Source organism: Streptomyces sp. DSM 106670, from assembly GCF_055792845.1.
This window is the reverse complement of record NZ_CM147704.1, coordinates 7,950,650-7,965,719: the sequence shown is the minus strand read 5'-3', so window position 1 is coordinate 7,965,719 and position 15,070 is coordinate 7,950,650. Positions and strand designations below refer to the sequence as shown.

The window sequence follows — 15,070 nt, the reverse complement described above, 5'->3', positions numbered from 1 at the left end:
CCGCAGCCGCTCCCCAAACCACCGCTCCACCCCACCCGCCGGGGCCTGGCTCGCCATGCCCTCAACGACCCGATCACCGAGCCGCTACGACTGATCAGGAGCCCCCATGCCTCATCCAGGACGCCGCCGCCGACCACGTATGCGCGGTCGGACCTGTGCCGTGACCGCCGCCCTGGCCCTGCTCGCCACCGGCTGTGCCGGAGCGGGCGGGACCTCCTTCGGCGGCGGTGACGCGCTGAACGTACTGATGGTGAACAACCCGCAGATGGTCGAGTTGCAGAAGCTGACGGCGAAGCACTTCACGAAGGAGACCGGCATCAAGGTCCACTTCACGGTGCTGCCCGAGAACGACGTACGCGACAAGATCAGCCAGGACTTCTCCAACCAGGCCGGTCAGTACGACATCGCCACCATCAGCAACTTCGAGCTGCCGTTCTTCGCGAAGAACGGCTGGCTCCACCCCCTCGACGACTACGCGAAGGCCGACACCGCCTTCGATCAGGAGGACATCCTTCAACCGCTCCAGGACTCGCTGACCGCCGAGGACGGCAAGCTCTACGCCCAGCCGTTCTACGGGGAGTCGTCCTTCCTGATGTACCGCAAGGACGTCTTCGAGGAGCAGGGCCTCACGATGCCCGAGAAGCCGACCTGGGAGCAGGTGGCCGAGCTCGCCGAGCAGACGGACGGGGCGGAGCGCGGGATGAAGGGCATCTGCCTGCGCGGTCTCCCGGGCTGGGGCGAGGTCATCGCCCCGCTGACCACCGTCGTCAACACGATGGGCGGCACCTGGTTCACCGAGGACTGGGAACCGCGCCTGACCGCACCTGAGTTCAAGAAGGCGACGAAGTTCTATGTCGACCTGGTGCGCAAGCACGGTGAGCTCGGCGCGCCGCAGTCCGGCTACGCCGAGTGCCTGAACAACATGACGCAGGGCAAGACCGCCATGTGGTACGACGCCACCGCGGGCGCCGGTTCCCTGGAGGCGAAGGGCTCCCCGGTGAAGGGGAAGATCGGTTACGTCCCCGCCCCCGTCGAGCGGACCGACAGCTCCGGCTGGCTCTACACCTGGGCCTGGGGGCTGCAGAAGGCGTCCAAGAAGTCCGACGACGCCTGGAAGTTCGTCTCCTGGGCCTCCAGCAAGGAGTACGAGGAGCTCGTCGGGGCCACCAGTGGCTGGTCCAACGTGCCCGCCGGCAAACGGGCCTCCACCTACGCCAACCCGGACTACCGGGCGGAGGCCGGCGCGTTCGCCGACGTGACCGAGCGGGCCATCTCCGAGGCCGATCCGAAGAACCCGGGCACCCAGCCCCGCCCGACGGCGGGCATCCAGTTCGTCGGCGTACCGGAGTTCACCGATCTGGGCACCCGGGTGGCGCAGGAGATCAGCGCCGCCATCGCGGGCCGCCAGTCGGTGGACGCCGCGCTCGCCGCCTCCCAGAAGCTGGCCGAGAAGGTCGCGGAGGAGTACCGATGACCGTCACCGCAACCAGAGAGACCACGGCCTCACCGCAGGCTCCGGCGAAGAAGCCGGGCGCCGGGAACCGTCGGCGCGCCTGGGCGACCCGCGCTCCCCTGCTGCCCGCGCTGATCTTCCTGATCGCCGTCACCCAGCTGCCCTTCGTGGCGACCCTGGTGATCTCGCTCTTCGACTGGAACTCCCTCAAGCCGGAGAAGCGCCACTTCACCGGGTTGTCCAACTACGCATCGGTCTTCACCGACGAGGCGTTGCGCGAATCGGTCGTGACGACCGTCGTCCTGACCGCGTCCGTCGTGATCGTCAGCGTCGTGCTGGGGCTCGTCTTCGCCCTGCTGCTGGACCGCACCTTCTTCGGCCGGGGATTCGTCCGCACCCTGCTGATCACCCCGTTCCTGCTGGTGCCGGTCTCCGCCGCGCTGCTGTGGAAGCACGCGCTCTACAACCCGGAGTACGGGCTGTTCAACGGGGCGCTCACCTGGTTCGGCGAGCTGTTCGGCATCGAGTCCATGGTGCAGCCCGAGTGGACCACCGAGATGCCGCTGATCGCCATCGAGGCGTCGCTGGTGTGGCAGTGGACGCCGTTCATGATGCTGATCCTGCTGGCCGGGCTGCAGAGCCGGCCGGCCGAGATCATGGAGGCGGCGCGGCTGGACGGGGCCGGGCCCTGGCAGATATTCCGCTATCTGACCCTGCCGCATCTGCGCCGCTACCTCGAACTGGGCATCCTGCTCGGGTCGGTGTACATCGTGCAGAACTTCGACGCGGTGTTCACGATCACCTCCGGCGGTCTCGGCACCGCCAACCTCCCGTACACCGTCTACGAGACCTTCTACCGGGCCCATGAGTACGGGCTGGCGTCCGCCGCGGGTGTGGTCGTGGTGATCGGCACGATCATCATCGCCACCTTCGCGCTCCGGGTGGTCTCCTCCCTCTTCCGTGAGGAGGCGAGCCGCGCATGAGCGTCTCGACCGCGACATCCGTGTCCGCATCCGCCGCTTCCGCCGACGCCACCACGCGCAAGGCGCGTCGGCGCTCGGCCGCCCTGGGCGTGGTCGCCTGGGTGGTGGGGATCGGCTTCTGTCTGCCCGCGCTGTGGATGGTGCTGACGTCCTTCCACGCGGAGGCCGACGCGGCGACCAACCCGCCCTCGCTCGCCGCCGCGCTGACGCTGGACGGCTACCGCACGTTCTTCGGCGGCGGAGGCGGCCCGACGCCGTGGCCCCCGCTGGTCAACTCGCTGGCGGCCTCGTTCTTCTCGACCGTGCTGGTGCTGCTGCTCGCGCTTCCGGCCGCGTACGCGCTGTCCATCCGACGGGTGCGCAAGTGGACGGACGTGATGTTCTTCTTCCTGTCCACCAAGATGCTCCCGGTGGTCGCCGGACTGCTGCCGGTGTACCTGTTCGCGAAGAACACCGGCCTGCTGGACAACATCTGGCTGCTGGTCCTGCTCTACACCTCGATGAACCTGCCGATCGCGGTGTGGATGATGCAGTCCTTCCTCGCCGACGTCCCCGTCTCCATCATCGAGGCGGCGCAGGTCGACGGGGCCCGGCTGCCGACCGTGCTGCGCCGGGTGGTCGCCCCGGTCGCCGGTCCCGGGATCGCCGCGACCGCCCTGATCTGCTTCATCTTCAGCTGGAACGAGCTGCTGTTCGCACGGGTGCTGACCGGCGTGGTCGCCGGTACCGCACCCGTCCATCTGACCACCTTCGTCACCAGCCAGGGTCTCTTCCTCGCCCAGCTGTGCGCGGCGTCCGTGGTCGTGTCCCTGCCGGTGCTCGTCGCCGGCTACGCCGCCCAGGACAAACTCGTCCAGGGCCTCTCGCTGGGAGCAGTCAAATGAGGGCAGCCATCGTCGAATCCGTCGGCAAGGTCTCCGTGACCACCGTCGCGGACCCCACGCCCGGCCCCCGCGACGTGGTCGTCAAGGTCGCCTCGTGCGGTCTGTGCGGCACCGATCTCCACATCCTCCAGGGCGAGTTCGCGCCGACCCTGCCGATCGTCCCGGGGCACGAGTTCGCCGGGGAGATCGTGGGCCTGGGCAAGGACGTCACCGAGCTGTCCATCGGCGACAAGGTGGCCGTGGACCCCTCGCTGCACTGTCACGAGTGCCGATACTGCCGTTCGGGCCGGGGCAACCTCTGTGACAACTGGGCGGCGATCGGTGTCACGGTGCCCGGCGGCGCGGCGGAGTTCGCGGTGGCGCCGGTCGCCAACTGCGTACGCCTGCCGGAGCACATCGACGTCCGGGACGCGGCGCTGATCGAGCCGTTGTCCTGCGCGGTGCGCGGCTACGACGTCCTCAACGGCAATCTCGGGGCCCAGGTGCTGATCTACGGGTCCGGGACCATGGGGCTGATGATGCTGGAGCTGGCCAAGCGCACCGGCGCCGCGTCGGTGGACGTGCTGGACGTCAACGCCCAGCGGCTGGCCACCGCGACGACGCTCGGCTGCACCGGTGCGGCGGCCCGTGCCGAGGAGCTGGACCGTCCGGGCGGCTGGGACGTGGTCATCGACGCGACGGGCAACGCCGGGGCGATCCAGGACGGTCTGGGGAGGGTCGCCAAGGGCGGTACGTTCCTCCAGTTCGGGGTCGCCGACTACGCGACGACGGCGGTGATCGAGCCGTACCGGATCTACAACCAGGAGATCACCATCACCGGCTCGATGGCGGTCCTGCACAGTTACGAGCGGGCCGCCGCGCTCTTCGCGAGCGGGGTGCTGGACGCGTCGGTGTTCATCAGCGACCGGCTGCCGCTGGAGCAGTACCCGCAGGCGATCGAGCGCTTCCAGGCGGGCATCGGCCGCAAGATCGTGGTGGAGCCGTGACGGAGTCCGCGCTCCCGGACGCCGCTCCGGACCCCGGCGCCGTCCTCGTGCTGGGCGAGGCGCTGGTGGATCTGGTCCCGGCCGGCGGTGACTCCGGGGTGCTGTCGGCCCAGCCGGGCGGCGCGCCCGCGAACGTCGCGGTGGGCCTGGCCCGGCTCGGCGGGCGGCCGTCCTTCGTGGGCGGGCTCGGCGACGACGCCTTCGGGCGCCGTATCGAGGCGTGGCTGTCCGGTGCGGGCGTCGACCTCTCGCTGAGCGCCCGGCCGGCGCTGCCCACGGCGCTCGCGGTGGCCGACCTGGGCGATCACGGGAACACGTACCACTTCCATCTCCGGGACACGGCGACCTTCCGGCTGCCGGACCGGGCGCCGGAGGCGGCGCGCTTCGGCGCGGTGTACGTGGGCGGGCTCGCCGCGGTGGTGGAGCCGGCGGCCGGCGTCGTGGCCGCGACCGCGCGGGCTGCCTCCCGCGCGGGGCTGCTCGTGGTGGACCCGAATGTGCGTGAGGACCGGACGCTCGATCCGGTGCGGAGCCTGGAGCGGCTGCGCGAGCTGTGCTCGCTGGCGCAGGTCGTGAAGGCGAGCGACGAGGACCTGGTGCGGCTGTGGCCGGACGCGGCCCCGGAGGAGAGCTGCCGCAGGCTGGCCGGGCAGGGGCGGCTGGTGGTGATGACACGGGGGGCGCGGGGCGCGACCGCGTACGTCCATGACGCCCCGGCGGTCTCGGTCCCCGCCCTGCCGGTGCGGGTGGTGAACACCATCGGCGCGGGCGACGCGTTCATGGCGGGGATGCTGACCTGGCTCGGGGCGGAGGCCGGGTGGGATCCGGCGCTGTCCGCCGGGCGGACGAAGGCGATGCTGGAGTACGCGGTCGGGACGGCGGCGTCGGTCTGCGCCAGGGCGGGAACGGAACCCACGGCACCGCTTGGGGTGTGAACCCGGCGCTGGTCGGGCATCACCATCGGGACCCGAGTTCCGCACGGCCCTCCCCCGGCCCACGGAAACGCCGCGGCCCCACCGGGCTCCTCCGCCCGGTGGGGCCGCGGCGTCGTCTCAGCTCTGCGGACGCTTGCCGTGGTTCGCGCCGTTCTTCCGGCGGGCCTTCTTCTTACGACGTCGCTTCGAGGACATCGACCCCTCCTTCTCTCTGCGGTGTGCTTCCGTAGCGGGCGGTCACCGGGCGGCACGGCCCGGAGATCACCGGGACGCCTGCCCAGGGACACCGTGGCAAACACCTGGTGCGCATGCAACCGGCGGTGCGCGGCGGGCGGGTGTGGACAGGTGTGCGGAGTGTGCCGGTCAGGCGTCGGGCGCGCCGGCTCCGATCACCCGGGCGGTGTACCGCGCCAGGTGGGCGCGGATCTCCTCGTGCGACATGCCCTGCTCAGCGACCAGGTGTTCGACGAGATCCGCGCGGGTGGCCGCCAGCAGGGCGTGGGCGGCGAACGCGCTGTCGGCGAGGCCGTCGATCCGCTCCAGCATGTCCCGCAGGACGCGGTGCCAGCGTTCGTAGTGCTCGGCCCGGTAGGGCCCCGCGTCGCCGGTGTCCTCCAGGGCGAGGGCGAGATGACGGTTGTCGAGCTTGAGGCACAGGACGGCATCGAGCAGGGCGGGGATCCGCCGGTGCGGCGGGGTGGCGGGGCCGAGCGGCGGGGGGCCGTCCTCGACGGCGGCCCTGACCGGTTCGAGGCGGGTGGCGAACAGCTCCCGGATCAGCCCGGTGCGGTCGCCGAAGCCGCGGAAGAGGGTCGCCTTGCCGACGCCGGCCGCCGCCGCGATGTCGGCCATCGTGATGGTCGCGGGGCTCTCGCTGCGGGCGAAGAGCTCATCGGCCGCGGCGAGGACGGCCGCACGGTTGCGGACGGCGTCCTTGCGGGGTGTGCGGGCGGTCATGGCGCTCCTCGATTGCAAAACGGACCAGCGGTCCGTATCGTCGGGCATGAAACGGACCCAGGGTCCACATTCTAGGTGACGGAGCCTCCATGAACCCCGACTCAGCCCCCGCGACCCTGGTCATCGGCGCGACCGGCACCACCGGAAGCCGCGTCGCCGCCCGGCTCTCCGCCGCGGGCCACCGGGTGCGCGCCGCCTCCCGGACCGCCCGCGCGGTCCCCGGCGCCGAGGAGGTCCGCTTCGACTGGGAGGACCCCACGAGCCACGGCCCGGCGCTGACCGGAGTGGACCGGGTCTATCTGGTGCCGCCGGTCGGCCACCCGGAGCCCGCCGGGCCGATGCTGCCCTTCCTGGAGCGGGCCCGCGACGCCGGTGTGGGCCGCGCGGTGCTGCTCAGCTCCTCCGCGATCCCCTCCGGCGGGCCCGCGACCGGCCTCGTCCACCAGGCCCTGCCGGACCTCTTCGGCGCGTGGGCGGTGCTGCGGCCGTCCTGGTTCATGCAGAACTTCACCGGCGCCCATCTGCACGCGCTCAGCATCCGCGAGGCCGGGGTCATAAGGACGGCCACGGGCGACGGGCGGGTCCGGTTCGTGGACGCGGAGGACATCGCCGCCGTCGCCGTGCACGCCCTCACCGACGAGCGGTCCCCCGACACCGACCTGGTCATCACCGGGCCCCAGGCGCTGAGTTACGACGAGGTCGCGGCGGCCGTCGGCCGGGGCACCGGACGGCCGGTGGTCCATGAGCGCCTGGGGCACGGGGCGATGCGCGACCGGCTCGCCGCCTCCGGGATACCCGTCCCGTTCGCGGAGCTGCTCGCCGGACTGGACCGCACCATCGCCGAGGGGGCCGAGGACCGGGTCACCGACACCGTGCTGCGCGTCACCGGGCGGCCGCCGGGCGACTTCGACACGTTCGTGGCACGGGAGTTGCGGCCGTTGACGGACGGGGCCGTCGCTCAGGGCCGGTAGCGCAGCGGATGGTCGTCCGGCACCTCGACGACCGCGATCCGCACCCCGTCGGGATCCTCGATCCACATCTCGACCAGCCCCCAGGGCTCACGTTTCGGCGGCCGCAGGACGCTCACGCCCTTCGCCCGCAGTTCCTCGTGGGCGGCCTCGGCGTCGTCGACCTGGAGCCAGATCCGCACGGCCGGGGAGGGCGGCTCCTCGCTCCGGCCGGAGACCTCCAGGAACCCGCCGCCGAGGAAGTAGACCGTGCCGCGCTCGGGGCCCGTGCCGAACTCCCGGTAGACGGCGAGGCCCAGGGCCTCGCCGTAGAAGGCGCGGGAACGCTCGGGGTCGGTGGGGTGCAGCAGAATCCTGCTGCCCAGTACGTGCACCATGGGCCGAGCGTACGCCGTCGGACCGGGCCCGCGGGGCGGGTTCCCGGGTCCGTCAGTTGCTCAGTTCGTCGATGAAGTCGTCCGTGCACCGGTTCTCGGCCGCCTGGCCACTGGCCCGGTCCACACAGTCCTCGAAGTTCTTGAACTCCTCGGAGTCGAACACGGAGATGGCCACCACGAGGACGACCGCGGACCCGATGAGCCCGAGCGCCCCGAACACGGCCCCGACTATCGCCATCGTCCGGCGCGGCGCGCGGCCCTGGCGGGTGCGGAGCGCGGCGACGATGCCGAAGACGATGGCGAGCAGACCGAGGAGCAGCCCGCCCAGCACGGTCCAGAAGAGCAGGCAGGCGACGAGGCCCAGGACGAGCGCGGCGACCGCGAAGCCGTTCGTCCGTGCGGGCGCCTGGCTGCCGTAGGGGTCCTGACCGGCCGCGGGCTGCCCCGGGTACGAGGGATCCGGGTACGAGGGAAGGGACATCGGGATGGTGCTCCTGTTCTCCTGGCTTCCCGTGCACCTGCCCCGCGCGGCGGCCGCCAATCGCCGCTTTGGTCACGCTCCGGCAACTAAATGCGCTGGCCAGGGGCTTCCCGGTGGAGCTCGGCCGAGAGGTGGTGCTGCAACGGCAGGCCGATCGCGGCGAGATCGTGGACGAAGGCGAGCGTGTCCCGGTCCGTCAGCGTGTAGCGGCGGCGGGTGGCCTCGACCTCCTTGGCGGTGGGGGCGAGCGACACCTGCTCGGTGGTGAGATCGACGACGCCGTCGCGGGCGTGGCCCGACGAGATCTCCGCGATGCCGGTGGGCTGGGTGATCAGGGCCTCCACCCGGCCGTCCGGCTGCAGCCGCCACCAGCCGCTCTCCCGGGCGGACGGCCGCAGGGGTTGCCCGTCGGCGTCGAGCAGCCAGGCCCGCGCCTCGTACGCGAGGAAGGGCCGTCCGTCGTGGCTGAAGGTGACTTCCTGCGCATACGTGAACTCCGCCTCCAGCGTCGGATACCCGCCGCGGCCCGTGCCCCGCCAGGTGCCGAGGTATCCGGTCACCGGGGCGAGCAGCGGATGCGGTGCGGGGGACGCGTCCGGGCGGAGGGCGTCGGGGAAGGGGAGTTGACGGACGGGGTCGTGCATGAGGGTGTGCGCTCCTGGGTCGGGTCGGGCCGGCTCGGAGTCGCAGCCTAGGGGGTCGGAGCGGGTGACGACGGCAGCCCCGCACGGGTGTGCGGGGCTGCCGTCGGCGGGAGTTCAGTTGTGGGCGAGCAGGGCGTTCTCGTCGAGGCGGATGATGCGGGGAAGCCGTTTGATGGTGGCTTCGCGGTGGGCGATGACGATGAGGGTGCGGTCGGCGCGCAGGGTGTCGATGGCGGATTCCAGGGTGCGCGCCGTCTCGGGGTCGATGTCGGCGGTGGCTTCGTCGAGGACGAGGACCGCCGGGTCCAGGAGCGCCGCGCGGACCAGGCCGATCAGCTGGAGTTCACCGGCCGAGAGCCGGCCCGTACCGCGTCCGAGGTCGGTGTGCAGGCCCTCGTCGAGCGAGGCGATCCAGTCGGCCAGGCCCAGGTGTTCGACCGCCTCGGCGATGCGGTGCTCGTCCGGGTCGCCGGGCACCAGGCGGAGGTTGTCGAGGAGCGTCCCCTCGATCATGTGGACGCGCTGCGGGATCAGGACGATCCGGCGTCGCAGTTCGGCGGGGTCGAGGGCGGCGAGGTCGTGGCCGTCGTAGCGGATGGTGCCGCTGTCCGGGGTGTAGAGGCCGGTCATCAGTTTGGCGAGGGTCGTCTTGCCGGAGCCGGTGGGGCCGACGAGCCCGACCCGTTCGCCCGCCTCCACCCGTACGGAGAGTCCGCCCAGGACTTCGGTGCCCGCCACGTAGGAGTAGTGGAGGTCCTCGATGTCCAGGGCGCCGCGTTCGGCGGTGACCGGGCCCCGCGGCGCGGCGTCGTCCGGCGCCGGCCGGGGGGCGTGGATCCCGGCGCGGGGGGCCGTGGTGGTCAGCAGGTCGAGCAGCCGGGCGAGGCCGACGAGGGAGATCTGCACCTGTCCGACGAGGTTGGACGCCTGGGTGGCGGAGTCGAACAGCTGGCGGGTGGCGAGGATGAAGACGACGACCGTGCCGACGCTGATGGAGCCCCGGGCGGCGAGCCAGCCGCCGACCAGCAGGAGCACGGCCGTCGTGAGGCTCTGGACGATCCGGGCGAGGCTGATCAGGAACAGGCTGCGCTGGCTGCGCCGGGCCGCGCGGTAGCGCCGTTCGTTGTCCGCGAGGAAACGCTCGCGCCAGAAGCCGGTGCCGCCGCCGGTCCGGAGCATCTCGCGGGACTGCACGAGCTCGCGGTAGGTCGTGGCGACGGTGCCGGCGGCGGCGGCCTCGGCGGCGAAGGCCGGGTTGGCGGCCTTCTTGAAGAGCCGCAGGACGGCGACGATGGCGGGGACGAACACTAGGGCCAGGGCGAGGGTCAGCAGCGGTGAGTAGGTGAGCAGCAGGACGGTCGTGAAGAGGAGGTACGCGGCGACGGTGAGGACGTCGGGGAGCTGGCTGCGCACGAAGTTGGCGAGGTCGGCGATCTCGGTGGTGGTGCGTCGGAGCAGATCGCCCGAGGGGTGGGCTTCGAGGAAGCGGAGCGGGGCGCGGGAGAGCCGGGTGACGGCCAGTTCGCGCAGGGCGCGCACGACGCGTTCGCCGACGGCGATGAGCAGCAGTTCGGACTGGCGGAACAGGAACAGCCGCAGCAGCGCCAGTACGGTCAGGGCGGCGACGGCGGTGAAGAGGCCGGAGCGGTCCCGCTCCAGGATCTGGTCGACGCCCGCGCCGATGACGGCGGGCACGGCGACGGTGGTGGCGGTCGCGGCGGCGCCGGCCAGCAGCGCGAGGGTGATGCCGCGGCGCTCGGGGCGCATATGGGGCCAGGCCCTGCGCAGGACGCGGCGCTGGTCGGGGGTCGCGCTCAGGCGCTGGTGCTCAGCCACCGGTGGTCACCCGCTCTTCCATGTCGTCGGGGGCGGCCGCCTCGGCCGGGGCGAGGGTCAGGGTGCGGTCGGCCGCGTCGAGGAAGCCGCCGCGGTGGGTGGCGCAGACGATCGCGGTCTCGCCGGACCAGGCACGCAGCCTCTCCAGCAGGGTGCGTTCGGTGGTCGTGTCGATCGCGGAGGTGATGTCGTCGAGGAGGAGGACGGGGGGCTTGCGCAGGACGGCGCGGGCGAGGGCCAGGCGTTGGAGCTGGCCGCCGGAGAGGGTGCTGCCGCGTTCGCCGACGAGGGTGTCGAGGCCGTCGGGGGCCGTGTCGAGGTAGTCGTCGAGGGCGGCGGTACGGCAGGCGCGGCGCAGTTCGTCGTCGGTGTGGGCGGAGCCGAGGCGGAGGTTGTCGGCGAGGGTGCCGCTGACGGTGACGGGGCGCTGGGGTACGTAGCCGAGCCGGGCGTGGACCTCGGCGGTGTCGGCCTCCTCCAGCGGGCGGCCCCCGAAGCGCACGGTGCCGGTGGTGGGCGGGAGCAGTCCGGCGAGGATCCTCAGCAGGGTCGTCTTGCCGGAGCCGGTGGGGCCGGTCACGGCGACGAGTTCGCCGGGGCGGACGGTGAGGTCGACGGGGGCCAGGATCAGATGGCCGCCCGCGCTGTTGCTGATTCCCTCGGCGGTGAGGTCGCCGGTCGCGGGCAGCGGCTCCGTGCCCGGGGCGCGGTCGGTGGGGTGCGGCAGCAGGACGTCCTGGAGGCGGCGGGCCGCGGTGGTGGCCTGGCTGAGCTGGCTGATCCGCAGGGTGATGACGCCGACCCACAGGACGAGCATGCTCATCCAGCTGGTGAAGGCGACGATACCGCCGACGGACATGGTGCCGCGCAGCACGGCGACGCCGCCGAGGCCGAGGCCGGCGCCGATGGCGAGGGCGGGCACGAAGGGCGAGAGGGCGGCCCAGCCGGCGGAGACCCGGCCGGTGGTGAGCGTGTGTTCGGTGACGGTGGCGCTGCGCTCGTGGTGGCGTCGCACCAGGGCGGGTTCGCCGCCGAGGCCGCGGACCGCGGCGCTGGCGGAGAGCAGTTCCTCGACGGCGTCGGCGCGGCTGCCGTGGGCGGCGGAGAGCGCGGTGTTGGCCGCGCCGAACCGCTTGGGGAACCAGTAGGTGTTGATCCAGACCAGGGGCGGCACGCACAGGAGGCAGATCAGGGCGAGGAGCGGATCGAGCCGCATGATCGCGACGATCATCACGACGAAGCCGGTGACGCCGGTGAGGAAGGAGGCGACGCCGGAGAGCCAGCCGCGGACCAGGTCCACGTCGCGGGTGCCGCGCATGCCGAGGTCGCCCTCGCCGTACCGGGCGACGGCCCGGGCGTCGAGGCGGGAGACCCGGTCGGCCAGCGCGATGTAGAGGCGGTTGCCCTGAGTGGTGGCGAGGAGCGTGGAGTACCAGCCGAGGACCATCTCCGCGAGGGCGGCGAGGATGCCGGCGCCGACGATGATCAGGGCCCAGTGCCACAGGGCGGAGCGGTCCTCGTGGACGATGCCCTGGTCGACGGCGCGTTCGATGAACCAGGGCAGGGCGATCAGGGCGAGCTGGTAGACGAGTCCGCCGAGGACGGCGAGCGCGGCGAGGCCGGGGCGGTCCCTCAGACAGCCCGCGAGGAGTCTCAGCCCGTCGCGGGTGGTGGGCTCGTACGGGCGCGGCTGCTCGGCCGGGGCGTTCACGCTCCACCCCGTCCGGAGGTGCGGGGGCTCTCGCCCCGGGCGGCCGCGCTCGCGGCTTCGGAAGGGCGGGCGAAGAAGTCGAGCATGGCGGCGTTGACCTCCGCGGGGCGTTCGAGATGGCCGTAGTGGCCGCAGCGTTGGATCTCGGTGTAGCGGGCTCCGGGGACGGTGTCGGCGATCTCCCGGGTGGCAGCTGCCGGGATCATGACGTCGTCGGCGAAGCCGATGCACAGGAGCGGTACGTCGAGCGTGGCGTACCGGGGCAGCCGGTCGATGTCGCCCATCGCTTCGTACTGGGCGCGGACGCCCGGGCCCGTCGCGCCGTCGGCGTACGTGAAGACGTCGAGCCAGTCCCGTACGGCGCTCGGGTCGCGCAGTGTGTGCGGCGAGAGGTAGCACAGGGCCTTGAAGACGGCCTGGTGCGAGGCGGGGACGGCGGCTCCGCTGTCGTACAGGTCGGCGGCCGCGCGGGAGACGGCGGAGCCGAAGGGGTCGACGCGGGCCCGGCCGGCCATCAGCACGGCCTGGCCGACGAGTTCGGGCCGGGTGAGGAGGAGTTCGCCGACGATCGACGCGCCGAGGGAGAAGCCGACGACGCGGCAGGGCGGGAGGGCCAGGTGCTCGATCAGCGCGGCCAGGTCGGCGGCCATGGCCTCCAGGGTGATGCCGCCGGGAGGTAAGGCGTTCGGCGGGATGCCGCGGTTGTCCGGGGCGATGACCCGGTAGCCCGCGGTGACCAGGGCGGGGGTCTGGTGGGCGCGCCAGGCGGTGCGGGTGGCGCCCGTGCCGTTGACGAGCAGCACCGGCTCTCCGTCGCCGCCCGTGTCGTCGTACACGAGGTCGATGCCGTTGAGGAATGCGGAAGGCATGGTGGGGGTCAGACCTCGCTGTCCTGGGTTTCGCCCTGGGTCCAGTAGGCGGTCAGGTGGGTGTCGGCGCGGTCGAGGCCGCGGACATGGACGAAGTGGTGGCGCAGCTCCCGCATGACGCCGCGTTCCGCGCCGCCCCACACCCGGCCTTTTCCGTCCGGGAGTCGGAGGGTGGTGGCGTGTTCGCGCAGGAGGTCGCCGTGGGCGCGGTCGTGGCGGTGGAGCCAGGTGACGGTGGCGTCGGCCCGGGTGGGCAGGGGCTGTTCCTCGGCCCGGTCGGCGACCTCGACGACGGCCAGGACCCGGTGGCCCGGCGGGAGTTCTTCGAGGATCGCGCCGATGGCGGGCAGTGCCGTCTCGTCGCCCAGGAGGAGGGTCCAGTCGGTGACGGGAGCCACCGGGTAGGCCGGGCTCGGGCCGAACCAGATCACCTCGTCCCCCGGCCGGACCCGCTCGGCCCATCCGGAGGCGAGCTGGTCGGGGCCGTGCAGCACGAAGTCCATGTCGACCTCGCGGAGTTCGGGACGGTGGTCGCGGATGGTGTAGCGGCGCAGGCGCGGCTTGGCGACGGGCAGCAGGGCTCGGGCCGCATCGCTCGTGAAGGGCCTGGGCAGTTCGACGCCGGGCTCGTAGAAATAGAGGGCGACATGCTGATCGCTCCCGTTGCTGCTGAATTCTGACAGGTCCTCACCTCCCAGGGTCAGCCGGACCATGCGGGGCGTGATGCGTCGCATGCTGCGCACGGTGGTCACATGTATGCGCCCTGGCCTGCGGTTTCGGTGCTCGTCGGTCGCGGCCGTACTCATGGCGTGCGGACTCCTCATGACTGATCGGGACGGTCGGCTCCCTGAATCCTGCCCGGAAGCGATAGGTTAGGCATACCTTACTTCCGGCTGCGTCCTGATGCGGTCGGAAGATCTCTCTGTTCCTGAACGAAGGAGTGAACATGGCACGTTCACGTTTCCTGTCCGCACCGGTGGAGCGCAGGCGCGTCCTCGGCGGACTCACGGGTGCCGCGGCGGCGTTAGGGCTGACGGCCTGTGGCGTGAGCGAGTCCGACGGCAAGACGTCGGACGGCGGCTCGAAGGAGCCGTCCGGCGCGGCGACGCGCAGCCTGGAGACGGACAACGGGACCGTGAAGGTCCCGCAGGACCCCAAGCGTGTGGTGGTTCTGGAGAACTACGACGCGTTGATGCTCCTCGACCTCGGAATCGTTCCCGTCGGCATCCCCGACGGGGCGGCCAACCCTCAGCTGTTGCCCAAGGACAGCTACGAGCAGCTCAAGGACGTCGCCACGATCGGCGCGTCGGGTACGCCCAACTCCCAGGCCATCGCGGCACTGAAGCCTGATCTGATCATCGATCAGTTCTACAAGGAGAAGTCGGCCCCGCTCAAGACCATCGCGCCGGTGGCCTACTTCGACTGGCACACCAGCGGGGCGTTCTGGAACGAGCAGATCGCCAAGGTGGCGAAGGCGGTCAACCGCGAGAGCCGGCTGGCCGAGAAGAAGAAGGAGTACGAGGACCGGATCGCGGAGGTGAAAACCGCCTACCGCAAGCAGATCGAGACCACCACCTGGGCCCCGCTGAGCGGTGGCCCGAACGGCAAGTTCTTCCTCGGGACGCCGCTGGTCACCGTGATGCACGATGTCGGTCTGCGGATCGGGGCGGGGCTGCCCGAGAAGGAGGCGGGCTTCGTGCCGAAGAGCTACGAGGAGATGGACGTCCTCAAGGACTGCGACGCGCTGATCTACTCGGTGCAGGCCGACGGCAAGGCGACGCCCACCACCCAGCAGCTGCTGGACCACAAACTGTGGAAGGGCGTGCCCGCGGTCAAGGCCGGACGGGCCTTCCCCTCGCGGCACTTCGTGATGGCCAACTACACCTTCGCCATCGCCACGGTCGACGAGATCGAGGGCATGCTCAAGAAGATGTAGCGGGCCGCCGGGCAGTGTCGCGCCCGTGGTCCGTGGGGCGCACCCGAGGG

Annotated in this window: 16 protein-coding genes; 7 read left to right on the top strand and 9 right to left on the bottom strand. The window is 71.8% G+C overall.

The window, feature by feature from the left end; translation table 11 throughout:
- The first annotated feature begins 106 nt into the window (after positions 1 to 106).
- From ACSMXR_RS35065 to ACSMXR_RS35045, 5 genes are read left to right on the top strand one after another with little or no spacing between them, the layout of a single operon-like run.
- A complete protein-coding gene (locus ACSMXR_RS35065; protein WP_137233207.1) occupies positions 107 to 1,474 on the top strand; it encodes an ABC transporter substrate-binding protein in 1,368 nt (455 codons plus the stop codon).
- Positions 1,471 to 2,436, top strand: coding sequence for a carbohydrate ABC transporter permease (locus ACSMXR_RS35060; RefSeq protein WP_103508498.1), 966 nt, complete (start codon positions 1,471 to 1,473; stop codon positions 2,434 to 2,436). The genes ACSMXR_RS35065 and ACSMXR_RS35060 overlap by 4 nt, the downstream gene beginning before the upstream one ends.
- Positions 2,433 to 3,320, top strand: coding sequence for a carbohydrate ABC transporter permease (locus ACSMXR_RS35055; RefSeq protein ID WP_137233209.1), 888 nt, complete (start codon positions 2,433 to 2,435; stop codon positions 3,318 to 3,320). Before ACSMXR_RS35060 ends, ACSMXR_RS35055 begins: the two co-directional genes overlap by 4 nt.
- Entirely contained in the window at positions 3,317 to 4,306 is a 990-nt protein-coding gene (locus ACSMXR_RS35050; protein ID WP_137233210.1) for a zinc-dependent alcohol dehydrogenase family protein, read from the top strand. Before ACSMXR_RS35055 ends, ACSMXR_RS35050 begins: the two co-directional genes overlap by 4 nt.
- Positions 4,303 to 5,241 carry a carbohydrate kinase family protein gene (locus tag ACSMXR_RS35045; protein ID WP_364883103.1) on the top strand — a complete coding sequence of 313 codons (939 nt, stop codon included), beginning with the start codon at positions 4,303 to 4,305 and terminating at the stop codon, positions 5,239 to 5,241. Before ACSMXR_RS35050 ends, ACSMXR_RS35045 begins: the two co-directional genes overlap by 4 nt.
- 117 nt (positions 5,242 to 5,358) lie before the next feature.
- Here ACSMXR_RS35045 and ACSMXR_RS35040 read toward each other — a convergent pair whose 3' ends face one another.
- Together ACSMXR_RS35040 and ACSMXR_RS35035 are read right to left on the bottom strand one after the other, a co-directional pair.
- Positions 5,359 to 5,436, bottom strand: coding sequence for a 50S ribosomal protein bL37 (locus ACSMXR_RS35040; protein ID WP_370454205.1), 78 nt, complete (start codon positions 5,434 to 5,436; stop codon positions 5,359 to 5,361).
- A 168-nt stretch (positions 5,437 to 5,604) separates the two neighbouring features.
- Entirely contained in the window at positions 5,605 to 6,198 is a 594-nt protein-coding gene (locus ACSMXR_RS35035) for a TetR/AcrR family transcriptional regulator (RefSeq protein ID WP_473170777.1), read from the bottom strand.
- 89 nt (positions 6,199 to 6,287) lie between these two features.
- Here ACSMXR_RS35035 and ACSMXR_RS35030 point away from each other — a divergent pair, with 89 nt between their 5' ends.
- A complete protein-coding gene (locus tag ACSMXR_RS35030; protein WP_473170776.1) occupies positions 6,288 to 7,169 on the top strand; it encodes an NmrA family NAD(P)-binding protein in 882 nt (293 codons plus the stop codon).
- Here the strand turns inward: ACSMXR_RS35030 and ACSMXR_RS35025 are convergent.
- The 7 genes from ACSMXR_RS35025 to ACSMXR_RS34995 form a co-directional block, all read right to left on the bottom strand.
- Positions 7,157 to 7,543, bottom strand: a complete 387-nt coding sequence (locus ACSMXR_RS35025) for a VOC family protein (RefSeq protein WP_364883112.1) — start codon at positions 7,541 to 7,543, stop codon at positions 7,157 to 7,159. The two genes, ACSMXR_RS35030 and ACSMXR_RS35025, sit on opposite strands and share 13 nt — an antisense overlap.
- 52 nt (positions 7,544 to 7,595) lie before the next feature.
- The gene (locus ACSMXR_RS35020; protein WP_218523647.1) at positions 7,596 to 8,024 is read right to left on the bottom strand and encodes a DUF4190 domain-containing protein; all 429 of its coding nucleotides are present in this window, start codon (positions 8,022 to 8,024) and stop codon (positions 7,596 to 7,598) included.
- An 86-nt stretch (positions 8,025 to 8,110) separates the two neighbouring features.
- Positions 8,111 to 8,668, bottom strand: coding sequence for a nitrobindin family protein (locus tag ACSMXR_RS35015; protein WP_473170775.1), 558 nt, complete (start codon positions 8,666 to 8,668; stop codon positions 8,111 to 8,113).
- Positions 8,669 to 8,782: 114 nt separating this feature from the next.
- Positions 8,783 to 10,504: an ABC transporter ATP-binding protein gene (locus ACSMXR_RS35010; protein ID WP_473170774.1), complete on the bottom strand. Its 1,722-nt coding sequence runs from the start codon at positions 10,502 to 10,504 to the stop codon at positions 8,783 to 8,785.
- Positions 10,497 to 12,215: an ABC transporter ATP-binding protein gene (locus ACSMXR_RS35005; RefSeq protein ID WP_376185100.1), complete on the bottom strand. Its 1,719-nt coding sequence runs from the start codon at positions 12,213 to 12,215 to the stop codon at positions 10,497 to 10,499. Before ACSMXR_RS35005 ends, ACSMXR_RS35010 begins: the two co-directional genes overlap by 8 nt.
- On the bottom strand, positions 12,212 to 13,084 hold the full coding sequence (locus tag ACSMXR_RS35000) for an alpha/beta fold hydrolase (protein ID WP_473170773.1): 873 nt from the start codon (positions 13,082 to 13,084) through the stop codon (positions 12,212 to 12,214). The genes ACSMXR_RS35005 and ACSMXR_RS35000 overlap by 4 nt, the downstream gene beginning before the upstream one ends.
- Before the next feature lie 8 nt (positions 13,085 to 13,092).
- Positions 13,093 to 13,818, bottom strand: coding sequence for a siderophore-interacting protein (locus ACSMXR_RS34995; protein WP_473170772.1), 726 nt, complete (start codon positions 13,816 to 13,818; stop codon positions 13,093 to 13,095).
- Positions 13,819 to 14,030: 212 nt separating this feature from the next.
- Between ACSMXR_RS34995 and ACSMXR_RS34990 the strand changes: the two genes are divergently transcribed.
- Entirely contained in the window at positions 14,031 to 15,020 is a 990-nt protein-coding gene (locus tag ACSMXR_RS34990) for an ABC transporter substrate-binding protein (protein WP_240805964.1), read from the top strand.
- The last annotated feature ends 50 nt before the right edge of the window (positions 15,021 to 15,070 follow it).